At 66.6% G+C, this 17,618-nt stretch carries 15 protein-coding genes; 7 read left to right on the forward strand and 8 right to left on the reverse strand.

Features of this window, described 5'->3' with window-relative positions; genetic code table 11:
* Positions 1–45: 45 nt before the first annotated feature.
* Positions 46–576: a hypothetical protein gene (locus ACTOQ3_RS25400; protein WP_440085858.1), complete on the reverse strand. Its 531-nt coding sequence runs from the start codon at positions 574–576 to the stop codon at positions 46–48.
* A 1,436-nt stretch (positions 577–2,012) separates the two neighbouring features.
* Here ACTOQ3_RS25400 and ACTOQ3_RS25405 point away from each other — a divergent pair.
* Positions 2,013–2,174: a hypothetical protein gene (locus tag ACTOQ3_RS25405; protein WP_440085860.1), complete on the forward strand. Its 162-nt coding sequence runs from the start codon at positions 2,013–2,015 to the stop codon at positions 2,172–2,174.
* Positions 2,175–2,522: 348 nt separating this feature from the next.
* On the opposite strand, the gene ACTOQ3_RS25410 is transcribed toward ACTOQ3_RS25405, so the two are convergent.
* A complete protein-coding gene (locus tag ACTOQ3_RS25410; protein ID WP_440085861.1) occupies positions 2,523–3,587 on the reverse strand; it encodes a glycine-rich domain-containing protein in 1,065 nt (354 codons plus the stop codon).
* A gap of 571 nt (positions 3,588–4,158) precedes the next feature.
* Between ACTOQ3_RS25410 and ACTOQ3_RS25415 the strand changes: the two genes are divergently transcribed.
* Positions 4,159–4,770: a tyrosine-type recombinase/integrase gene (locus ACTOQ3_RS25415; RefSeq protein WP_440086061.1), complete on the forward strand. Its 612-nt coding sequence runs from the start codon at positions 4,159–4,161 to the stop codon at positions 4,768–4,770.
* A gap of 815 nt (positions 4,771–5,585) precedes the next feature.
* Here the strand turns inward: ACTOQ3_RS25415 and ACTOQ3_RS25420 are convergent.
* From ACTOQ3_RS25420 to ACTOQ3_RS25430, 3 genes are read right to left on the reverse strand one after another with little or no spacing between them, the layout of a single operon-like run.
* The gene (locus ACTOQ3_RS25420) at positions 5,586–6,047 is read right to left on the reverse strand and encodes a helix-turn-helix domain-containing protein (protein ID WP_440085862.1); all 462 of its coding nucleotides are present in this window, start codon (positions 6,045–6,047) and stop codon (positions 5,586–5,588) included.
* Positions 6,002–6,508, reverse strand: a complete 507-nt coding sequence (locus ACTOQ3_RS25425) for a hypothetical protein (protein WP_440085863.1) — start codon at positions 6,506–6,508, stop codon at positions 6,002–6,004. Before ACTOQ3_RS25425 ends, ACTOQ3_RS25420 begins: the two co-directional genes overlap by 46 nt.
* Positions 6,509–6,522: 14 nt before the next feature.
* A complete protein-coding gene (locus ACTOQ3_RS25430) occupies positions 6,523–6,783 on the reverse strand; it encodes a hypothetical protein (protein ID WP_440085864.1) in 261 nt (86 codons plus the stop codon).
* 689 nt (positions 6,784–7,472) lie between these two features.
* Between ACTOQ3_RS25430 and ACTOQ3_RS25435 the strand changes: the two genes are divergently transcribed.
* From ACTOQ3_RS25435 to ACTOQ3_RS25455, 5 genes are all read left to right on the forward strand, one after another.
* The gene (locus tag ACTOQ3_RS25435; protein WP_440085865.1) at positions 7,473–7,871 is read left to right on the forward strand and encodes a hypothetical protein; all 399 of its coding nucleotides are present in this window, start codon (positions 7,473–7,475) and stop codon (positions 7,869–7,871) included.
* Complete coding sequence (locus ACTOQ3_RS25440) at positions 7,871–8,320, forward strand: nitroreductase/quinone reductase family protein (protein ID WP_440085866.1); 450 nt, start codon at positions 7,871–7,873, stop codon at positions 8,318–8,320. The genes ACTOQ3_RS25435 and ACTOQ3_RS25440 overlap by 1 nt, the downstream gene beginning before the upstream one ends.
* Positions 8,317–8,955 (forward strand): TetR/AcrR family transcriptional regulator, encoded by a 639-nt coding sequence (locus tag ACTOQ3_RS25445; RefSeq protein WP_440085867.1) that lies wholly within the window; start codon positions 8,317–8,319, stop codon positions 8,953–8,955. Before ACTOQ3_RS25440 ends, ACTOQ3_RS25445 begins: the two co-directional genes overlap by 4 nt.
* The gene (locus ACTOQ3_RS25450) at positions 8,952–9,392 is read left to right on the forward strand and encodes a DUF1772 domain-containing protein (protein WP_279784616.1); all 441 of its coding nucleotides are present in this window, start codon (positions 8,952–8,954) and stop codon (positions 9,390–9,392) included. Before ACTOQ3_RS25445 ends, ACTOQ3_RS25450 begins: the two co-directional genes overlap by 4 nt.
* Before the next feature lie 104 nt (positions 9,393–9,496).
* A complete protein-coding gene (locus tag ACTOQ3_RS25455; protein ID WP_440085868.1) occupies positions 9,497–9,703 on the forward strand; it encodes a hypothetical protein in 207 nt (68 codons plus the stop codon).
* A gap of 264 nt (positions 9,704–9,967) precedes the next feature.
* Here ACTOQ3_RS25455 and ACTOQ3_RS25460 read toward each other — a convergent pair whose 3' ends face one another.
* The 3 genes from ACTOQ3_RS25460 to ACTOQ3_RS25470 are packed head-to-tail and all read right to left on the reverse strand — an operon-like array spanning position 9,968 to position 17,603.
* Positions 9,968–10,282, reverse strand: coding sequence for an immunity protein TriTu family protein (locus ACTOQ3_RS25460; protein WP_440085869.1), 315 nt, complete (start codon positions 10,280–10,282; stop codon positions 9,968–9,970).
* The gene (locus ACTOQ3_RS25465) at positions 10,276–15,237 is read right to left on the reverse strand and encodes a TreTu family toxin (protein WP_440085870.1); all 4,962 of its coding nucleotides are present in this window, start codon (positions 15,235–15,237) and stop codon (positions 10,276–10,278) included. Before ACTOQ3_RS25465 ends, ACTOQ3_RS25460 begins: the two co-directional genes overlap by 7 nt.
* Complete coding sequence (locus tag ACTOQ3_RS25470) at positions 15,234–17,603, reverse strand: LamG-like jellyroll fold domain-containing protein (protein WP_440085871.1); 2,370 nt, start codon at positions 17,601–17,603, stop codon at positions 15,234–15,236. Before ACTOQ3_RS25470 ends, ACTOQ3_RS25465 begins: the two co-directional genes overlap by 4 nt.
* Positions 17,604–17,618 lie beyond the last annotated feature (15 nt).

A 17,618-nucleotide genomic window follows, 5' to 3' on the forward strand; every position in this document is an offset into this window, starting at 1 on the left:
CAAGAGAGCCCCCGGACGGAAGCAACGTCCGGGGGCTCGTCACGCTTACGTCTCACACGTGTTTGTCGGCCAGAATTGGAATAAGAACTCCTCTAGTCCCTCTAGCGTCAGGCCGAGATCATCATCGTCGTCATCGTCGAAGTCCCCTACACCGGCAAAGGGATCCGCTTTCGCGATGCGATGCCCACACACCAGCCATGAAGCTCCTGGCGCTCTCAGGTCGAGCAGCGGCCCCGCTTCTCCTGTGGAATTCGTCGCTCTCAGTGTGCCCGAACTACTGAAGAGTTCAATGGTCCGCCGGTCCACCCCCTCCATCTCCTCGGCAGGAGGCTCCGCATCCCATAGTTCCAGGGTGACGCGGGCGTTATGGTGGCCTACCCGGCTTCGTGCGATCGCCATGTTCGTAGTGGCGGCGAACCAGACCTCTTCCTCGTCGGTGAGAGAGAACAGCTTCTCTGGATCGAGCGCGTCAGGTGATCGTGACAATCCATCTACATCCAAGATCGAAAATGACCCATAGTCGATCCAAAACGTGTCTGAGATGCGTTCGACTAAATGTGCCATCCAGTCCTCCATGACATGACAAGCTAGTAGATCACCGAGGAAGAGGTTATCCGAGAGATCTACAACAAGGGACGGGAACCTGCCCAAACCCGTGATACGGGACGTTGGTAGGGAACCCACTCCACTCGACGACCCTGATGGTCCGACCGCTGGCGTGGCCACGGCCGACTGGACTCACTCGCCTGGACGCTTACTACACTGCTGCCTTCACCGACCCGGCACCGTCACTTGACTGGAGGGCTCGCTGTTGTCTGATGAGTGAGCAGAGCCTCAGCGCCGACCGGCAGGAAACCCGCACGCTGGCGGCGTTGCCCGGCGCTATCTGCGCCCACACCGCTTGCCCGGCGCCGAGAAGGTGTTGTCCTGCTCGCGCGAGTCGTCGGCCGAGGCCGTGGCCACGGCAGGCGTCCCCTCGACCTCGACGGCGATCTCTGGGGATCCGGTAGGAACGGAACGGTGAGCCCGGGTTGATGTCACATCCGTTGACACTCAAAGCATGATCGCCGGTTATGAAGGCGTCGTCAGCACGTCAGGTCCTACTTCCGGAATTGCTCAATTCCGGAAGTAGATCAGCCACCGGCTTCCAGAAACGCGCCCGAGGACGTAGCGCAGGACTCGCGAAAAGCTTCCGGAAACACGGCTGTTGTGCCTAGTGACACAACAGCTCGCGGTGATCTTGTCAACGGATGTGACACCAACCCGGGTTGGCCGTTCCGTTCCTACCGGACCCCCTAGCCGATCCGGATGTCCGCTGACGGCCCATCGTGAGGGATGGCCGGAGTGCGCCAGAAACGCACCGCGCCATCTCATCCCCGCAGGCTATCGCCACCATGTCCGGCCGGGCTTGTCTGAGCATGTACCGGGTAACGTGCCTGAGTCGCGTGGCTGCCGTCTTCACGCCGCCGCTGGTCAACGGCATCATGACGTCGGCGATGTACGCGATAACGGCCCCTTATCACGTACATCCAATCCCTGGCTTATGAAGCGGCCGACGGCTCAGCAGGCCGGCAGGCGGGCCGCCGGGCTCCCCGGCGGCCCACCCGACCGCCTCACGCGGGCGCCGCCGCGCCGCCGCGTCGGCGCGCTCGCTCAGCGCGTCCAGCACCTCGACGTAGCTAGGTACCGAATGCAAGCCCTTCTGACGTAGCGCCAAAATCCGGTCCGATCCTCCCCGAAGGCCGATCGCGATCCTGGTGATCATCCTCATCATGTCCGGTGTCGACGCGACGAACCTGCCGCTCTTCGGCCGCCTCTAATCACCGTGACAAGCCGCCCTAGGTAGATCCAACGGCCCCCTAGGTCTAGAGGTTGACCCCTCTAGACCTAGGGGGTGGCCTAGAGCCTGAGGGGCCGGTTCACCTGTGGGGAGACCGGCCCGGTGAGCACGGTGCCGCGGCCTTCCGCGCGGCCGTCGACATCGCCGAGAACGCCTCCTGGAGCGACGTGGCGTGGGAGGCGACGGCGGCGAAAGCGTCGCGGCCGCCGTCGACCGCTACCTCGACTCCGTCCAGACCGCCACGACCCGGGCCAGCTACGCCGAAACCCTCGCCCGGCTCACCGCACTCGCCGGGGTGGCTATGTCGGTGAGAAGCAGAGCCGAATGTTGCTGACTGGCTCTCTTGATCGGCCCGTCCGTAGAGCCGTGTCGGTGAGTTCGGGAGCCACCTCGACAGCCCGGCCGGCTCGATGGCAGTCCCCGGCTTTCCTTCATAGCTGTCGACCCCGCCGTCGACAAAGCCCAGGTCCAGGTGAAGCGGCCCGGTAGCAATCGCGGAAATCCAATGAAGCCGCCTTTGGCCTGCCATGTCTTCACGGCAGGCCAGGCGGTTCAAACTGATTCGTTGGATTCATGGCCGGAACTACGAGGCCTCCAGGCCTGCGCAACGCTCTACTTGGGGCTCATCGCACGGATACGAGTGGGGTCCGAGGACGTCATGCCACCGCAGTAGGTGGCATGGTCAGCAGGTGAAGGTGATCGGTTTGTCCTGGTAGCCGGAGTTGACGTAGTAGGTGTTTCCGGGTTGAGGGGTGTTGTTGATCCACAGGGTCAGGCGGTGGGTTCCAGGGGTGAGGCCGGGGACGGTGAGGGCGGCGGTGCCATTGCCGTTGGCATCTGTGGTCAGGTTGACCCCCGTCCAGAAAAAGTCCCCGCCGTCCAGTGTGTAGACCAGATGGAAGGTCTTACCGGGCTGGTTGGTCTGGCGGAGGACGACCTGGAGGGTCATAGTGCCGCCGGCGCAGGCGACGGTGACGTAGCTGTTTTGACTGTTGATGGTGTGGCCCGACACTTGCCCGGCCAGGGGGATGAGCTGCTGGCCGGTGTAGGAGGGGACTCCGGCACCGGCGGCGGTGGGGCTGTCGAGCAGGGTGAGGACGGCGCAGCCGGGGTTGCCGGCTGTGGTGATCACGACGGTGTCGGAGGCCTGGATGGGATTGCCGCCGGAGCCACCGGTGGGGGGAGTGGAGGGCAGTGGGCCGCTGGCGATATAGCTGCTTCCCCCCGCTCCCCCCTTGGGAACGTGGTGGATGTCGTTGTATCCATTCGCCCCGTTGGCACCGTTGCGGGTCAGCCCGCTGTCGGCCGGGAAAATGCCGGCGCCGCCGGCGCCGCCCTCGCCGCTGGTGCCGTTCGATCCGTTGGAGCCTCCACCTCTCCCGGGTTTTCCGCCACCTCCGCCGCGCGCGGTCACAACGATTGCACCACCAGTGCTGACGGTGGTGTCCCCGCCGTTGGTGCCGGGCTGCCCATCCTGTCCGGCGGCGTGCGAGGGGGGCGGAGCTGAGGCCCCGGCTGCGCCGCCTGCCCCGACGGTGATCGTGAGGGTGCCGTCGGCGGGCGAGGCGATCACGACGGCGCGCACATATGCGCCCGAACCGCCGCCGCCGCCCGCGCCGCCGAAGGCCACAGGGATGCACCCTCCGCCGCCTCCGCCGCCTCCACCCCAGGCCTCCACGAGCACACTCGACCCTGGCGCCACGGTGACCTTGTACGTGCCTGGGGTCTTGAACTCCTGCAGTTTCATCGCGGCGTTCCGTTCTTAGCTGTCTCGCACCGTTTGGGCAGTGGGCGCCCTGCCCTCCCGAAGATTAGGATCATCCCGCCACCTCGTCCCCTCTCGCGCCAGACACCACATCTGCTCCCACCGGCCCGCATATATGTACTTTTCGCCACTTGTGCCATATCCCGGTGGCACCCCACCTCGGTGCGACACCACGTCACCGCAGGTCAAAGGCGAGTTCATTGGATTTTGCTCATTACTACCGGGAGCCCCAGGTGGAGCGGCTCGAACGGAGCGAGGGACGACTACCTGGAGGTGGGGCGAGCGACGGCCATACTTGGCAATGAGGAAGATCGGAGTGGCTCTCGAACTCACCGACAGATGTCCGGCCCGAGGGACGTAGCACGGCTCTCGAAGAGACCGACACTTGGCTCTCATTGTCACCGACATAGCCACCGGGGATCGACCCGCCGGCGCGCTCGCGCCCGACGACTACGCCGCAGTGATGGAGCGGTGAGCCGACGCCGCGGCCGCGACTTGGAACCGGCACCTGTCCGCGCTCACCTCCTTCACGACCTGGGCCGGACGCCAGGAGATCCTCACCACCAATCCCGCTCGCCGCCTGGACAATCTGTTCACCGACGACCGGCACCGTCTGCGCGAGCGAGTGCTGTGGCGGATGCTGTATGAGACCGCCGCCCGCACCGAAGAACTCCTGTCCCTCAACATCGAGGACCTGGACCTGGAGTTCCGGCGCGGCCGCGTCCGTTCCAAGGGCGGCGCGATCGAGTACGTCCACTGGGCCACCGGCATCGCCCGTCTCCTGCCCCGGCTGCTGCGCGGCCGCACCCGCGGCCCGGTCTTCCTCGCCGACCGACGCGCCCCTACCTCCGGGCCACGCACCCCGGCAGCCGCCGACATCTGCCCCGAGACCGGACACGGCCGGCTGTCCTACCCGCGCGCCGAGCACCTCTTCAAGACGGCGACCGCCGCCCTCGATCCGCACAAGAACGGCTGGACGCTCCACCAACTACGACACAGCGCACTCCAGCATCTGGCCGCCGACGGCCGCACCGCTCCCGAGCTCCAAGCCAAATCCCGCCATCAGCACCTCGCCAGCCTCGGCCGTTACGTCCACCTCGGTGAACAGATCTCCGCCCAGGTCACCGCCGACACCGACCCCGCCGCACGCCGCAAACTCCGCTGACCCGCATCGGAACGGTGGATGGCGGCAACTCCGCCCGAGTCCACTCGCTAACGCCACTGGCCGTTCCGTTGTCGCTCAAGGCCCGTGCCCGCTCCGTGTGAGACGGCCGCCACAGGAGAACTGAGCACGACCGAAATCGATGATCTCGCGGTATGTGAAGCGGCTGTGTGGGGAGCTTGGTGGTGGATGCGTGGGGGAGGCGTCCGGGGCCGGTTCGTCGGTCCCGGACGCCCCCGCGTGAGACGTTCAGTCAACCCAGACGCAGGGAAGGCCCTTCGACGCGTAGCGGCCTCCGCCCAGGGATTCCCAGCCCTGGGCGCACACACTGCCTACCCCCTTGCCAGTACCGGTCACCGTCGGGTTGCGGCCATTTGGGCCGCTATGCCTGGGGTGCCCGGGTCCCCAGAGATCGACGTGACCGTACCAACCGCCTTCGCCATAAGCGGTTGCGGACCAGCGAACGGCACTGCCGAACACCTCGATGCAGGTATCGAGGCTGCAGTTGTCGAACAGCGCGGCAACGCCCTGCTCAACATGCCTCAGGCAAACCTCACCACTGCAGGTCCAGCCGGCAGAACGGGACGCCGACTCTGCTGACACGGCCGGCGCGCTACCCAGCAGAAGCAAGGGCACGGCCAGCACCATCGCGGCTAAGCGAGATCGAAACATCGTTCTCCCTTCGACGGAGGAAACCGCCTCGACAAGCGGTTCTTCCGATCGTGTGGTCGGCCTCAGCGGAGGCTGAGGCTCATCCTTCAACCGAGATGATGCACGCCGCGGCCGAGGCCTGTCGTTACGCGTGAGCGCACACGTCTTTAGCCTGTGCGCACGATCGCGCACTGCTGGCGGAACTGGCGCGGCGACAGACCGTACGCGCTGCGGAATGCCTGGCTGAAATGCGCAGGGCTGGTGAACCCCCACCGGGCCGCGATCGCGCTGATCGGGCGGGCAGCCAGCCGGGGGTCGGCCAGGTCACTTCGGCACTGCAGCAGACGGCGCCGCCGGATCCAGCCGACGACGGTGTGCCCTTCCTGATGGAACAGTTTGTGCAGGTAGCGCAGGGATATGTGGTGGGCCGCAGCGATCGCGTCCGGGGTCAGGTGCGTATCACCGAGGTTCCGCAGGATGAAGGCGTGGATTTCGGCCATCAGTGCGCGCTGCCTGGTGTGCGGCGGCACTGCGCTGTGGGCGTCCAGCGCGCCGGCCAGCGCCGAGGTCAGCACGTCAAGTGTCAATGTGGACAGCCGGGCAACGTCGGCCGGGCTGAACTCGTGCATGTGCCGGCGCGCTGGACGCCTACGCCGCCACCCTGCAGGGCGACCGCGCCGACACCCTCCTCACCCCCGAGCCCGAACCGATCGCCGCCGTACGGGCCCGCGAACTGGCCACCATCGAAGCCGAGACCACCCAGGTCGTGGCGAAGGCCCGCGAACTGGTCGCTATCAAGGCCGAGGCCGCCCAGTTCGTGGCGCGGGCCCGCGTGGCGCTGGAGGAGGTCACCCGCCCCGATCGCCCGCACGGCCTGCTCAGCGACGACGCCCTGCACGCCCGCATCACCGCGACCGCCGCCGAAGCGACGACCCTGGCCGAGCAGGTCGCCCAGCAACGACGCCACGAGCGCGAGGAGGCCGACCAGATCGCCGCCATCCGCGCCCAGGTGAAAACCGAACTCACGGGCGAGCGCGACCGGCTGGCCCTCGCCCTGGACCAAGCGCAGGTCGCCGGCGACCGGCGCCACGACGCCCAGGAGGCCTACCAGCGCGCCCAGCAGCGCGTGGCCCAGCTGCAGGCGGCGCTGGCCGAGAAGAACAGCGGGCTACGCGCCCTGTTGCCCAGCAGCCAGCGCACCCGGCTCCAAGAGCAGCTGCAGGAGGTCTCCCAGGCGATGACCCGGGCCGCCGCACCCCGGCCGCAGCCCAGCGGGTCCGCACCCGAACCGCACAAGCCCGCGAACGCACCGAAGCACAACAGCGCCAGGCCGCTGCCCGGGCCGCCAGCCGGACACCTTCTCACCGGCCACCCACCCCCAAGGGCCCCAGCCAGGGGTTCGGCAGGTAAGCGCGAGCGCGGCGGGACGGAGCGTTCGGAGCCTGCCGCGGGCGCGCCCGTCAGGGCACGGTCGTCGCGGCCCAAGGGGGGCGCGCAGGGGGGCGCGCGGCGCGCCCCCCTTGATTTCGCGTCGTCCCAGGTCAGTCAGGATGTTGGGAGGGCCGGATCGGATGAGGTAACCGGTCTGGAGCCTGCCCGTTGTGGGCGGGGCGCTGCGCTGGGCCCGACGAAGGCTGTCGGCCGGCTTCCCCGGGAGCAGGACGGTGGTCGTCGCGGCCCGAAGTATGGCGGTCGGCTCCGCGGCCCTCAAGGCCACGGAGCCTCGCTGCGCTCGCCCCGCGGCCTTGACCGCCGCAATCGCCGACCGCCTTACGGGCCACCCCGACGACCACGCGGCCCGAAACGAGGAAATGAATCTACGTCGCAAAGGCAGGAGGATGGCACAGTCCCCTGCGCTTCACAACGGGGAGAAAGGCCTCCGGGGAGGAGCGGACCGGGTTTTGGCGCTAGGAACGCGATCTTGATGATGATTCGGTGACGGCAGGCACTTGCCCTGGTTGCGGGCCATGGCCGACTCGGCCACGGGCCCGCGCTGCAGAAGTATGCTAACGTGCGTTACTATAACGATCGTTAACCTACTTGGAGGGGGAGCAGTGCTGGATCAGCTGGGACGGGCGCTCGCCGCGGAGGACGCCACTGCCGTGTCCGTGGTGCTGGCCGAGGACGTCACTCTGCGGGTCGCGGTGCACGACGAGCCGATCGAGGGGGTCGGTGCCGCCTCTCACGTCATCGGGGCTGTGCTCGACGGGGTGCTGCACGACATCGAGGTGTCGGCGACCATTGGCGGCGTCGGCGACACCTCGGTTCTGATGTTCAGCGCCCAGGTCGCGGGCCACCCCGGCCGGGCCGACGGGCTACTCGTCGCCCGCCAGGACCGGGACGAGCGGATCTCGGATCTCACGGTGTTCGTCCGGCCGCTCGCGGCGTTGCAAGCGCTGGCCGACGAGATGGGGCGGCGGCTGGGTGTGCCGCGCCCCGGCGGTGTCGTCTGATGGCCACCCCATCGCTGCGCAACTGGATCCCGGCCGCGATCCTGTCCTCGCCGCTGCACCCGGTGATGAGCCGGAGGAGTCTCCTGCTGAGCTTCACCGGGCGCCGCAGCGGCGTCCGCTACGTCACCCCCGTCAACTACCTCCAGCGTGACCGCGAGCTGCTGATCACCACGAAGGGGGGGTGGTGGCGCAACTTCGACGGTGGGGTGCCGGTGGAGCTGCGGCTGCGGGGCCGCCGGGTCGCGGCGGTGGCCGAGGCGGTGCGCGAGCCCGCTGTTGTGGCCGAGGCGCTCACCGCACTCGTGCGTGACCACCGCGCGTACGGGCGCTGGGCGCAGGTCCGGGTCGGCGCGGACGGCACCCCGGACACCGCAGACGTACACGCGGCTATCGCGAGCGGCCGGGTTCTGGTCCGCGTGCTACTGGACGGCGAGACCATCACCCCATGACCGCAACGCACCGCAGGCGCCGTGGCACCGGGCACGAGCTGCGTGAAGTGGTCGTCCGGGTGGCCGCCGACCTGCTGGCGCAACTCGGCGACGCCGACGCGCTCACCATGCGGGCCGTCGCCGCCGCCGCAGGCGTCACCGCACCTTCGGTCTACCGGCACTTTCCGGACAAGGAGGCGTTGCTGCGTGTTGTCATCGCCGAGCGGTTCGCCGAGTTCACCGAGCAGCTCGAAAGCGCCGCCGTGTCCGCCGCCGGCGACCCCGTCGCGCGGCTCGAGGCGATCGCCAGGGCGTACGTCCGGAGCGGCTTGGAGCAGCCGGGGCATTACCGGGTGCTGTTCAGCGCCATGAACGCGGGCCCGGCCGGGCTGGGGCTCGAACCCGGCGCTGCGCATCCCGGCGCGGCCTCCTACAAGGTGCTGGTCGACGCGGTCAGCGCGTGCCTGTCGCCCGCCCGCCGCGGTGCGGCGTTCGTGCTGGCCACAGAGTTGTGGGCTTCCCTGCACGGCGCCATCGACCTGCGCATCACCAAACCCGACATGCCATGGCCCGAGCCCGATGCGCTGATCGAGACGGCGTTGACCGCTGTGCGGACCGCGTCGTCGCCCGGGCCACTACCCGCGGAGTCGCCGTGAACCTGCTCGTCTTCGTCACGCTGGCCGTCACCGGTTTCGTCGCCTGTTCCGAGTTCGGCTCCTATGCCTTCGTCCATCCGGTGTTGCGCAACTTGCCCGGCACCGAACGCATCGCCGTCGAGAAGGGCCTGCTCAAGACGTTCGGGCGGGTCATGCCGGTCGGGATGACGCTGTGCGTGGTGCTCGCGGTGGCCGTCGCGATCGAGGGCAGCGGGCCCGGGTGGCTCGCCTGGTCCGCGGTGGTCGCGTTCGCCGTCGCGGTGGGGTTCACCGTCGCCGTCAACGTCCCGATCAACATCGCCACCGGACGCTGGGATCCGGCGAACCCGCCCGCCGGATGGGAACGGACCCGTCGCCGTTGGGAGTTCTTCCAGGGCGTGCGCTCCTGGCTGCTGCTGATCGGTTTCGTCCTGGTCTGCGCGGCGGGCACCGCCTGATCAGCGCGCGGCGGCTGCCAGCACCACAGCCCGTTGTCCCGACATGTGGCAATTCAGGGCATGCGCTCGTCCCTACCACGTCAAACGTGAATACGGAGTCAGTCATGGACTTCTCTCGAATCACCGGCATCGCCGCCCTCGGCTTCGCCATCACGATCGTCCTCGCTAACGCGATCATGGTGCCCGCCGGTCTGCCGCTCACCGGTGCCGAGATCGGCGAGGTCAACGCGTTCTTCGGCACCGAGGGCGAGGTCGTCACCATCGCGTCCGCCCTCACTCCCGCCGCCTGGCTACCATCGCCGCCGAGGTGAAGGTCTCCATTGGCGTCGTCCGCAAAACCCTCACAACCGCCCGGACCGAGACCGAACCCGCCGCGATTGTCGCGGCCGCTGAGGGCACCCAGGGCTCCCCTGACGGCCACCCGACGCGTGCTCGTGGCCGACCAGGATCGTGACCTTCTCCTTGTCCTGGAAGAGGTCGAGGAACTGCTGCTGACGCAGGGGTCGATACCCCGCCGACATGAACGGCGGGCATCAGCTAATGACTATGAGATAATTTAATTCTGAATTTACTATCTACGAAGCGCCTCTAACCCATCCCATAGTAACATTTAGTGCAGCCTCTAGATCTTGTGTGGATTGAATATTCCGATACTCGGGGGTAATTTGCCCCGAATCGATATCGGCAAAGCTGAGCTCGGCATTACCGTCAGTCCAGACGATAATCTCACTTAGTTTCTTTGCGGCATCGAAGATCAGTTGAATCGATTGTGGATCCCGATTTTCGGGCGATTCATTAATCTCAAGGTCGATTGCGTTGCTGCGGAGAATCTCGCCTTTCTCGGAAGCCCAAGCCTTTACGGAATCTAGCAATTCTATCCCTCTCAGCATGGCGAACCACCGAGAGTGATGTTCTTAGCTGGAGGAAGATTAGGAATCGGTAGGCCTTTCCTTGCGGCGACCCGTGCATCGAACGAATTAGGTCCGGCCATCTTGTAGTCACCTGGTCTACCGCCTGGGACAAGAGTCGAGCGTGGCACGTCGAACTCTACGTATACAGAGCCTGGCCAGGTGGGTTTATACGCATCCTTGCTCGGGGGGTGAACAACATAAGATCTGTCGCCAGCGCCAGACTGTACCATTCCAGTTTTCATCATGGCCTCATATTCCGCTGGCGACATCCAACGTCCGACCCTTGCCATGTCGTCATCGGGATCGCCACCTCTTGTGTTATGTACGAGAATAGCTTGGTCGCCTGCGACCACGTAGTAGGTGTGAATGTCGTCGACGGTCAGGTTGTGTACGTGCCGTGCGGTGGTCCACTTCTTGATCGCGGCGATCTGAACATGCGTACCCGCTGAGGTTTGCAACCACATGCCAGGCTGAAGTTCGCCAGCGTCAATCCATTCGCGCAGAGAGGGAACCCAGAAGGGGTGCTTGTCTGTCGCGGTGATCGCGGCGGTGGCGTCACCTCGGCCGCGGTCGATGTCCACAGTGAGCTTGACGAGGTCCTTGGTGCCTTCGCTTGAAATTAGGATGGTGACGGCCCTGGCCTCAGTGCGCCCGGTCTCGGGGTCGGTGGCAAGCACGTATTCGCCGACCTCGACGTCTTCAATTGGCTTTTGAGTGCCGTCGGCCATCATGACGAGGGTGCCTGCTATGAAACTGCTGCCCCCCTTACAGGGGTTAGAGGGCAGACCCTTTCCTGCCTTTCCAACTCGGGGAACACGCGGCCCTCCGCCTTTTACGGCTCCAGACGCTAATTGATTTGTGAACCAGCAAACGTCGAAGGCCATCCCTTCAAGGCCGGAGCATGGTTCTTTGGTTATGAATTCTTGGCCGTCTCCATAGCCGTCTTGGAATGCTTCGGTGCCCGTATCCCCGAAATGAGGACGATTACATGGTGGATGGTCCCAGCAGGGGTCATAGAGGGTTGTCGCATCGTTAATCCCAGAGATAAGCCCGTCAAGCCAGTCCCAAAAATCTCCGTCGGGAATGCTGGGGGGTAGCGGGGGTTCTACGGGAGGCGGGGGAGTGGTGGAGATCGGTGGGGTGTAGTCGACCGGTTCGGTGTTGCGGCCTGGCCCGGAGTCTGGAGGGTTGTTCCAGTCGGTTCCGCCTCCTCCTCCACCGCCGCTGTCGACCGTATTGATAACGATGGTTGTGGGGCCACGGTCTTTCGGAAAGCCGAGCTTTTCGTATATGTCCTTCTTAGGCAGCTGCGGCTTCGGTTCGGGGGCCCTCTTTGGGGGCGGCTTAGTGCCTTTCTGATTTTTGTCCTTATCGTTGTTCGGGGGCTGGGGAGGGTTTGGCGGCGGGTTGTTGTTCCCATTGTTGTTGTTCGGGGGTTTGTTTTTTCCAGAATTTGGAGAGTCGGGTTTCCCGCCGTTCTTCCCGTTGTTTTTTCCGTTGTTTCCGCCCGAGCCGCCCGAGTTGCCTGATCCGCCGCTTTCCCAGCAGCCAGTTGCTGTGCCGACAGGGCCAGGTACACGAGCCAGCGATTTCGCGGCGTTAGCGGCGTCTTGGGCGTCCCAGTCGTCGTCGCAGTGGATGTCTGGCGGGTCTTGGCCGCTGGGGTCGTCATAGACCAGGGGGCTGGCATTGGCGTAGGTGTAGCGGTTGGCCTTGATGGAGGGATCAGGGTGCAGGGTGGGGGTGTCGCGGGAGACAAAAGCGCCGGTGCCGGGCTGGTACCAGCGGGCGTGCATGTTGACCTTGCCGGTGTCAGGGTCGGTGTATTCACCCTGGTAGCCGAGAGTGCGTTGGGTGCCGGCGTGGTGGGTGGGCTTGCCGAAGGGGTCGTAGGCGACCGAGTCAACCGGCGCGGTGGCGGAGAAGGTGGCGACCAGGTCGCCGTGCTGGTCGCTCATGGTGGCCAGCGCCGGCCCGGCGCCCTCTTGGAGGCTGAGCAGGCCGCCGGAGGGGGCGCGGCCATAGCGAGCCAGGGTGGTGTTGGCGCCGTCGGCGATGGTGGCGATGTCGTTGCTCAGCCCTGAGTAGACGAACCGCCGCTGATCGGCGCCCTTGGTACGGGAGGTCACCCGGCCCAGCGCGTCATATCCGTAGCTGGCTTCGCCGTCGGAGATGAGCCGGTCGAAGGCGTCGAAGGCCAGGGCGCGGGTGGTGCCGGCTTTGGTTTCGGTGGCGGTGGTGCCGCGGGGGGTGTAGGTGTAGTCGGTTCCGGCGCCGGAGATCAGCCGGTTGCGCTGGTCGTAGACGAAGGTGTCGCTGCCGGCGCCGGTGCGGTTACCTGAGTCGTCCCAGGTGTAGGCGGTGGTCGCGCCGCCGGGCGCGGTCCAGGAGGTCAGCCGCCCGGCATGGTCGTAGCCGTAGGTATTGGCTCCGGCGCCGGCGGTGCCGGTAGTGGTCTTGCTGGTGAGGTTGTCGTCCTTGTCCCACCCGTAGACGATTTTCGCCAGTTCGACACCGGAGCTGTTCTTCACCGTCTGGGAGGCAGGCCGGTTAAGAGCGTCATAGCCGTAGGTCTGCGTGTTGACCGGGCTGGCGGAGGTTTTGCTGGTGAGCCGGTCGGCGTCGTCGTAGCCGTAGGTCCAGGTGCGCCCGGTCACCGGGTCGGTGGCGGTTTTGAGCCGGTCGGCGACATCCCAGGTGTAGGCCGCGGTGCCGGTCGGGTCGACGCGCTGGGTGGGGTTGCCCGAGGCGTCGTAGGCGTAGGTGGCGACCTGGTTGGTGGCCTTGGACACCTTGGTCAGCAGGCTACGGTCGTTGTACTCCAGGCTGTAGTCGCCGACCGCGGTGACCCGGTCAGCGCTGTCGTAGGTGAAGTTGCGCTCAGGCGTGGCAACCGAGGCGCCGCTGCCGGTCTGTGTGGTGAGCCGGCCCAGGTGGTCGAAGGTGCGGTCGATGCGCACCCCGCCCGGCTGCAGGGTCGCGGTGGTGTTGCCGGCGGCGTCGTAAAGGCTGGTCCAGGTCCGATCGGCCGCGTTCGGGTGGGCGCTGGTGGCGGGTTCGATGACGGATTCGACCAGGCCGAGACTGTTGTAGGTGGTCCAGGTGGCGTTGCCGCGCCCGTCGGTGGTGCGGGTGCGCGCTCCGGTGGCGTCGTAGCCGAACGTCGAGGTGATCGAGGTGCCGGCCGCGACCGGCTCGACCAGGGAGGTCATCCGGTGGGCGGCATCGAAGGTGCGGCGGGTGATGCGCCCCTCACCGGAGGTGGTGCTGGTCGCGTTACCGGCCAGGTCGTAGCCGAACCCGAAGGTGCGCACCACCGTGTCGACCGTGTTGATTTTGGTGAGGTCTTTGGCGGCGATCTGACGGCCGGCCAGGTCGTATTCGGCCTCGGTGGCATTTTTCAGCGGGTCGGTGACCCTCACCGTGCGGCCCAGGATGTCGTAGCTGAAGGTGGAGGCGTGTGTCAGCGGGTCGGTGATCGAGGTGGGCTGCCCGGCGGCGTTGACCACGTAATTGGTGGTCTTGGTAGTGGAGCCAGGGCCAGGGGCGACGGTCTTGGTGAGGTTGTCGGCGGTGTCGTAGGTCAGCTTGGTGGTGTACGCCGCGGTGGTGGGTGTGCGTTCGATCTGCGTCGCGGTGATCTGACGGCCCAGATCGTCATAGGTCGCCTCCGTGCGGGCGCCGGTGGGATCGACCGCGGCCAGCTGCTCGCCCCGCAGGTCGTATTCCGCCGTCCAGGCGCCGCCGGGCCCCGACGGGCCCGGGTCGGTCACCTTGACCGCACGGCCCAACGCGTCGTAGGTGGTGGAGGTGACGTAGGTGCGCTCGTCGGTGACGCTGGTCAGCTGACCGGCCGCGTCATACTCATAGCTGATCTTCGGGATCAGCGCGGCCCCGCCCGGCGGGGTGTAGGAGGGCGACGTGGTCGAGGTCAGCCGGCCGGCCTTGTCGAAGGCGGAAGTGAGGGTGCGGCCCTCCCCGTCGACGGCGTGGGTGGCCAGGCCGGCGCTGTTGTAGCCGTAGCGCACCGCGGGCCGCCCGGCGGACGCTGTCGCGTTCTTCTCGATCGTCACCTGCGGCGCCTTGGCCTCCACCAGTCGCCCGGCCAGGTCATAGCGCATCGTGGTGGTGAAGTCCGCCGCCGTGGCACCGGAGGCGTTACCGCGCGGGTCGGTCGTCGCGGTCAGCAAGCCCCGGTCGTCGTAGGTGCGGGTGGTGACCAGGTCATCGGCGCCGTTCTCCACGGTTTGCCGGTCCACCAGGCCCAATGCGTTGTAGGTGTAGGTGGTGGACTCGGTGCGGGCACTGCCCGCACCGGTGAAGGTCTCCTTGGTGATGTTGCCGGCCGCGTCGTAGGTGTTGGCCTGCAACACCACATCCGTCGCAGTCGTCGACTCATTAAGCCGCACATCATCGCCGATGACCTCCGACAGGCGGTTGTCGGCGAAGTAGGTGTAGCGGGTTTTACGGCCCATCGCATCGGCTCGCCCGCCCAACCGTCCCCCGTCGTCGTAAGAGCGCGCTTCCAGCACCACGTCCTGGGCCGGTTTCGGGGCCAGCGGGCTACCGGTCCAGTTCTTGATCGTCGTCGAGGCCAGCTCACCGCGCTTGGTATAGCCGTAGGTGAAGACGGTGCCCAGCTGATCGGTCAACGACACCCGCGCCCCCGTGTTGTCCCACGTGGAGCGCGTCATCCCGCCCTCGGGGTCGGTGACCGTCTCCACCCGGCCCTGGGCGTCATAGGTGTAGCTGGTCGTCCGCGCCGCATCGCCGCCGGTCAGATCGGCCACCGTTTCGGTGAGCGGGTCGCCGTCGGCGTTGTAGGTGTAGGTGGCCTTGGCGGTGTGGGTGACGTTGGTGACCTCGTTCTTCACCCCCGGCGCGGTCTGCGTCAGCAACCGCCCGGCCCCGCCGTAGGTGAACGTCGAGGTCACCCCCCGGCAGGGTGGGCCGCCGACACCTCGGTACGCGAGGTCACCCGGCCCAGCGCGTCATAGCCGAACTTCACGACCAGTCCTGATGGGCTGGTCTGCTCGGCCAGGTCTCCGGCGGCGCTGTAGCGGTAGGTGATCTCCTTGTCCCTGGCGTCCTTCACCGACTCCATCAACCCCGCCGGGGTGAGACCACCACCGATCGCGGGCTCGGTGCCGTCGGTATAGGTGGTACTGGTCGAGCGACCGGTCGGGAAGTCCGGGGTGGCGGGGGTGGTCTTCTTGGCCACCTCCCCTTGAGGGGTGTACTCCCACTTGGTGGCGTAGGTGGCGTCGAAGGAGTGGGCGGAGCGGGCGTCGCGGCTGACGGTTACCTGGTCATTGCGCGGGTCGAACTCATCGCTGGTGTTGCGGTAGAACTCCCGGTAGGTGTTCTGACAGCTTCCCGCTGCCCGGCAGGTTTTGACCTGGATGGGGTTGCCGTGTTCGTCGTTGAGTTGCTCGGTGATGACGCCGTTGGGGTCGGTGATCTTTGTGGTGAAGCCGCCGGTGTCGTAGACGAGCTTGGTGACCTTCTGCAGCTGGTCCGTTCGGCTGACCGGGCGGTGGTCGCGCCAGGCGTCGTGAACGTATTTGAGGGTGTTGTTGTTGGGGTCGGTCACCGAGACCGTCATCAGCTCGGTGAGGTTGACGGAGTCGAAGGAGTAGATGGGATCGCCGAGTTTCCAGGTGCCGCCGTGCTGGTCAACATGGGTGGCGACCCGGTCGTTGGCCGGGTCGTAGGTGGTGGTCATCCACTGGCGCCCCGAGGGCAGCGTGATCGTACTCAGCTTGAACGGTGCTTCGGCTCGGGCGGCGTAGTGGGCGCTGACCTGGGCGGGGCTGAGCACCTGGTCGTAGACGGCGACCTCGTCGATGGTTCCCTTGAAGCCGAATTCCGTGGGATCAGAGCGGCCCGGCGGGGAGCCGGGCAGTGATGAGGTGGCGGCGCCGCTGCCGATGACGGTGCTGCCCATCCAGCTCATCGACTCCACCCCCATGTTGATCGAGCCGGCGGGGGCGCCGTCGACATACAGCTTCGTCACCCCGGCACCGGCGGTGATCACCGCGTGGTGCCATTGACCGTCGTTGACCACCTGCGCTGAGGTGACGGGGGCAGGGGTGCTGTCCATCGTCGATTGCAGTTGCCCGCGCAGTTTGCCGTCAGTGCCCACATACAGGCCGGGAACCCCATGCCACAGCAAGGCAGGGTTCCAGCTGTTGCCGGCCCAGAAGATGAAGCCCGAGTCGGTGGTCTTGAACCACGACTCCACCGACATGCTCTTGCCCAGCTTGGGAAACACTCCCCAGTGCTCGATGCCCGAGTTGGTGCCGCTGCCTTGAAAGTTGGCAGAGGCGTTCGTGGTCCCGCTCAGCGCGCCGGGCTTGCCGGTCTGTACCCCCGAAGGCAGGGGATTGCAGCCGTTTTGGCCGCTCTCGTCGGGAAAACAGGTGTAGGTACCTACTTCGGGATGGCTGAAGGTGCGGGCCTCGCCCATCCGCCAGTACCCCAGCGGGCGGTCATCGAGCACAACCCCCCGATAGCGCGACCCGGTGGTGTAGCCGTCGGCGGTGCAGTTGGGCGCCGCCACCGGAGCACAGACCTGGCTCAAGCGCTGCGCGTCGTAGGTGTAGGTCCACCGTAGCGGCTGGCCATCGACCGGGGCGGTGGACACGGCCGTGACGCGATCCCCGCTCCAGGTGAAGGCCAGGGAACGCCCGCCGGGGGCGGTGACCGTAGCCAGCTTGCCCCCCGCGTCATAAACCAGGCTCTGCGCGCGGCCCCGGCTGTCGGTCAGCGTGCTCAAACGCCCCTGAGCGTCAAAGATGTAGGAGGTCGACGCGGAATCCTTCAGCCGCCAGCCGCCGCCGGAGACGGTGGCCAGCGTGGCGTTGACGCCCGGCGGAGGCTGAAAGGAGGTGATCCCCCCGGCGGTGAGTTTGTGCGCGAAGCGCAGCCTGCGGCCGTCAGGGTAGGTCACCAGCAGCGACTGCGGGGTGCCTGCCTCGGGCTGGATCTTCATGTCGAACCGGGTCGACCAGCCGGCCCCGAACATCCCGTCGGTACGCGCATCAAGACTGTTGTAGGAGCGCACCACCGACAACGGCGGGCCCGCGGTAGCAATGGAGGCGTCGGTGAAGGTGGTGGTGTAGTTCCCCGCGAGCTGGTGGAACTCCTGGCCGTTGGCGCCGCGGGTGGCCAGCTGGGAGCTCACCACGGGCTGGCGCACCGCGGTCAGGAAGCTCAGATTCGACAGGGTGCCGGTCTCCTGGGTGGTGGTGTCGCGGATCGTCACCTCCCACACGTACGTCTTGCCCCACTTCAGCACCCCCGCCGGTACTTT

It is taken from the genome of Streptosporangium sp. LJ11 (assembly GCF_051918945.1).
Taxonomy (GTDB): Bacteria; Actinomycetota; Actinomycetes; order Streptosporangiales; family Streptosporangiaceae; genus Streptosporangium.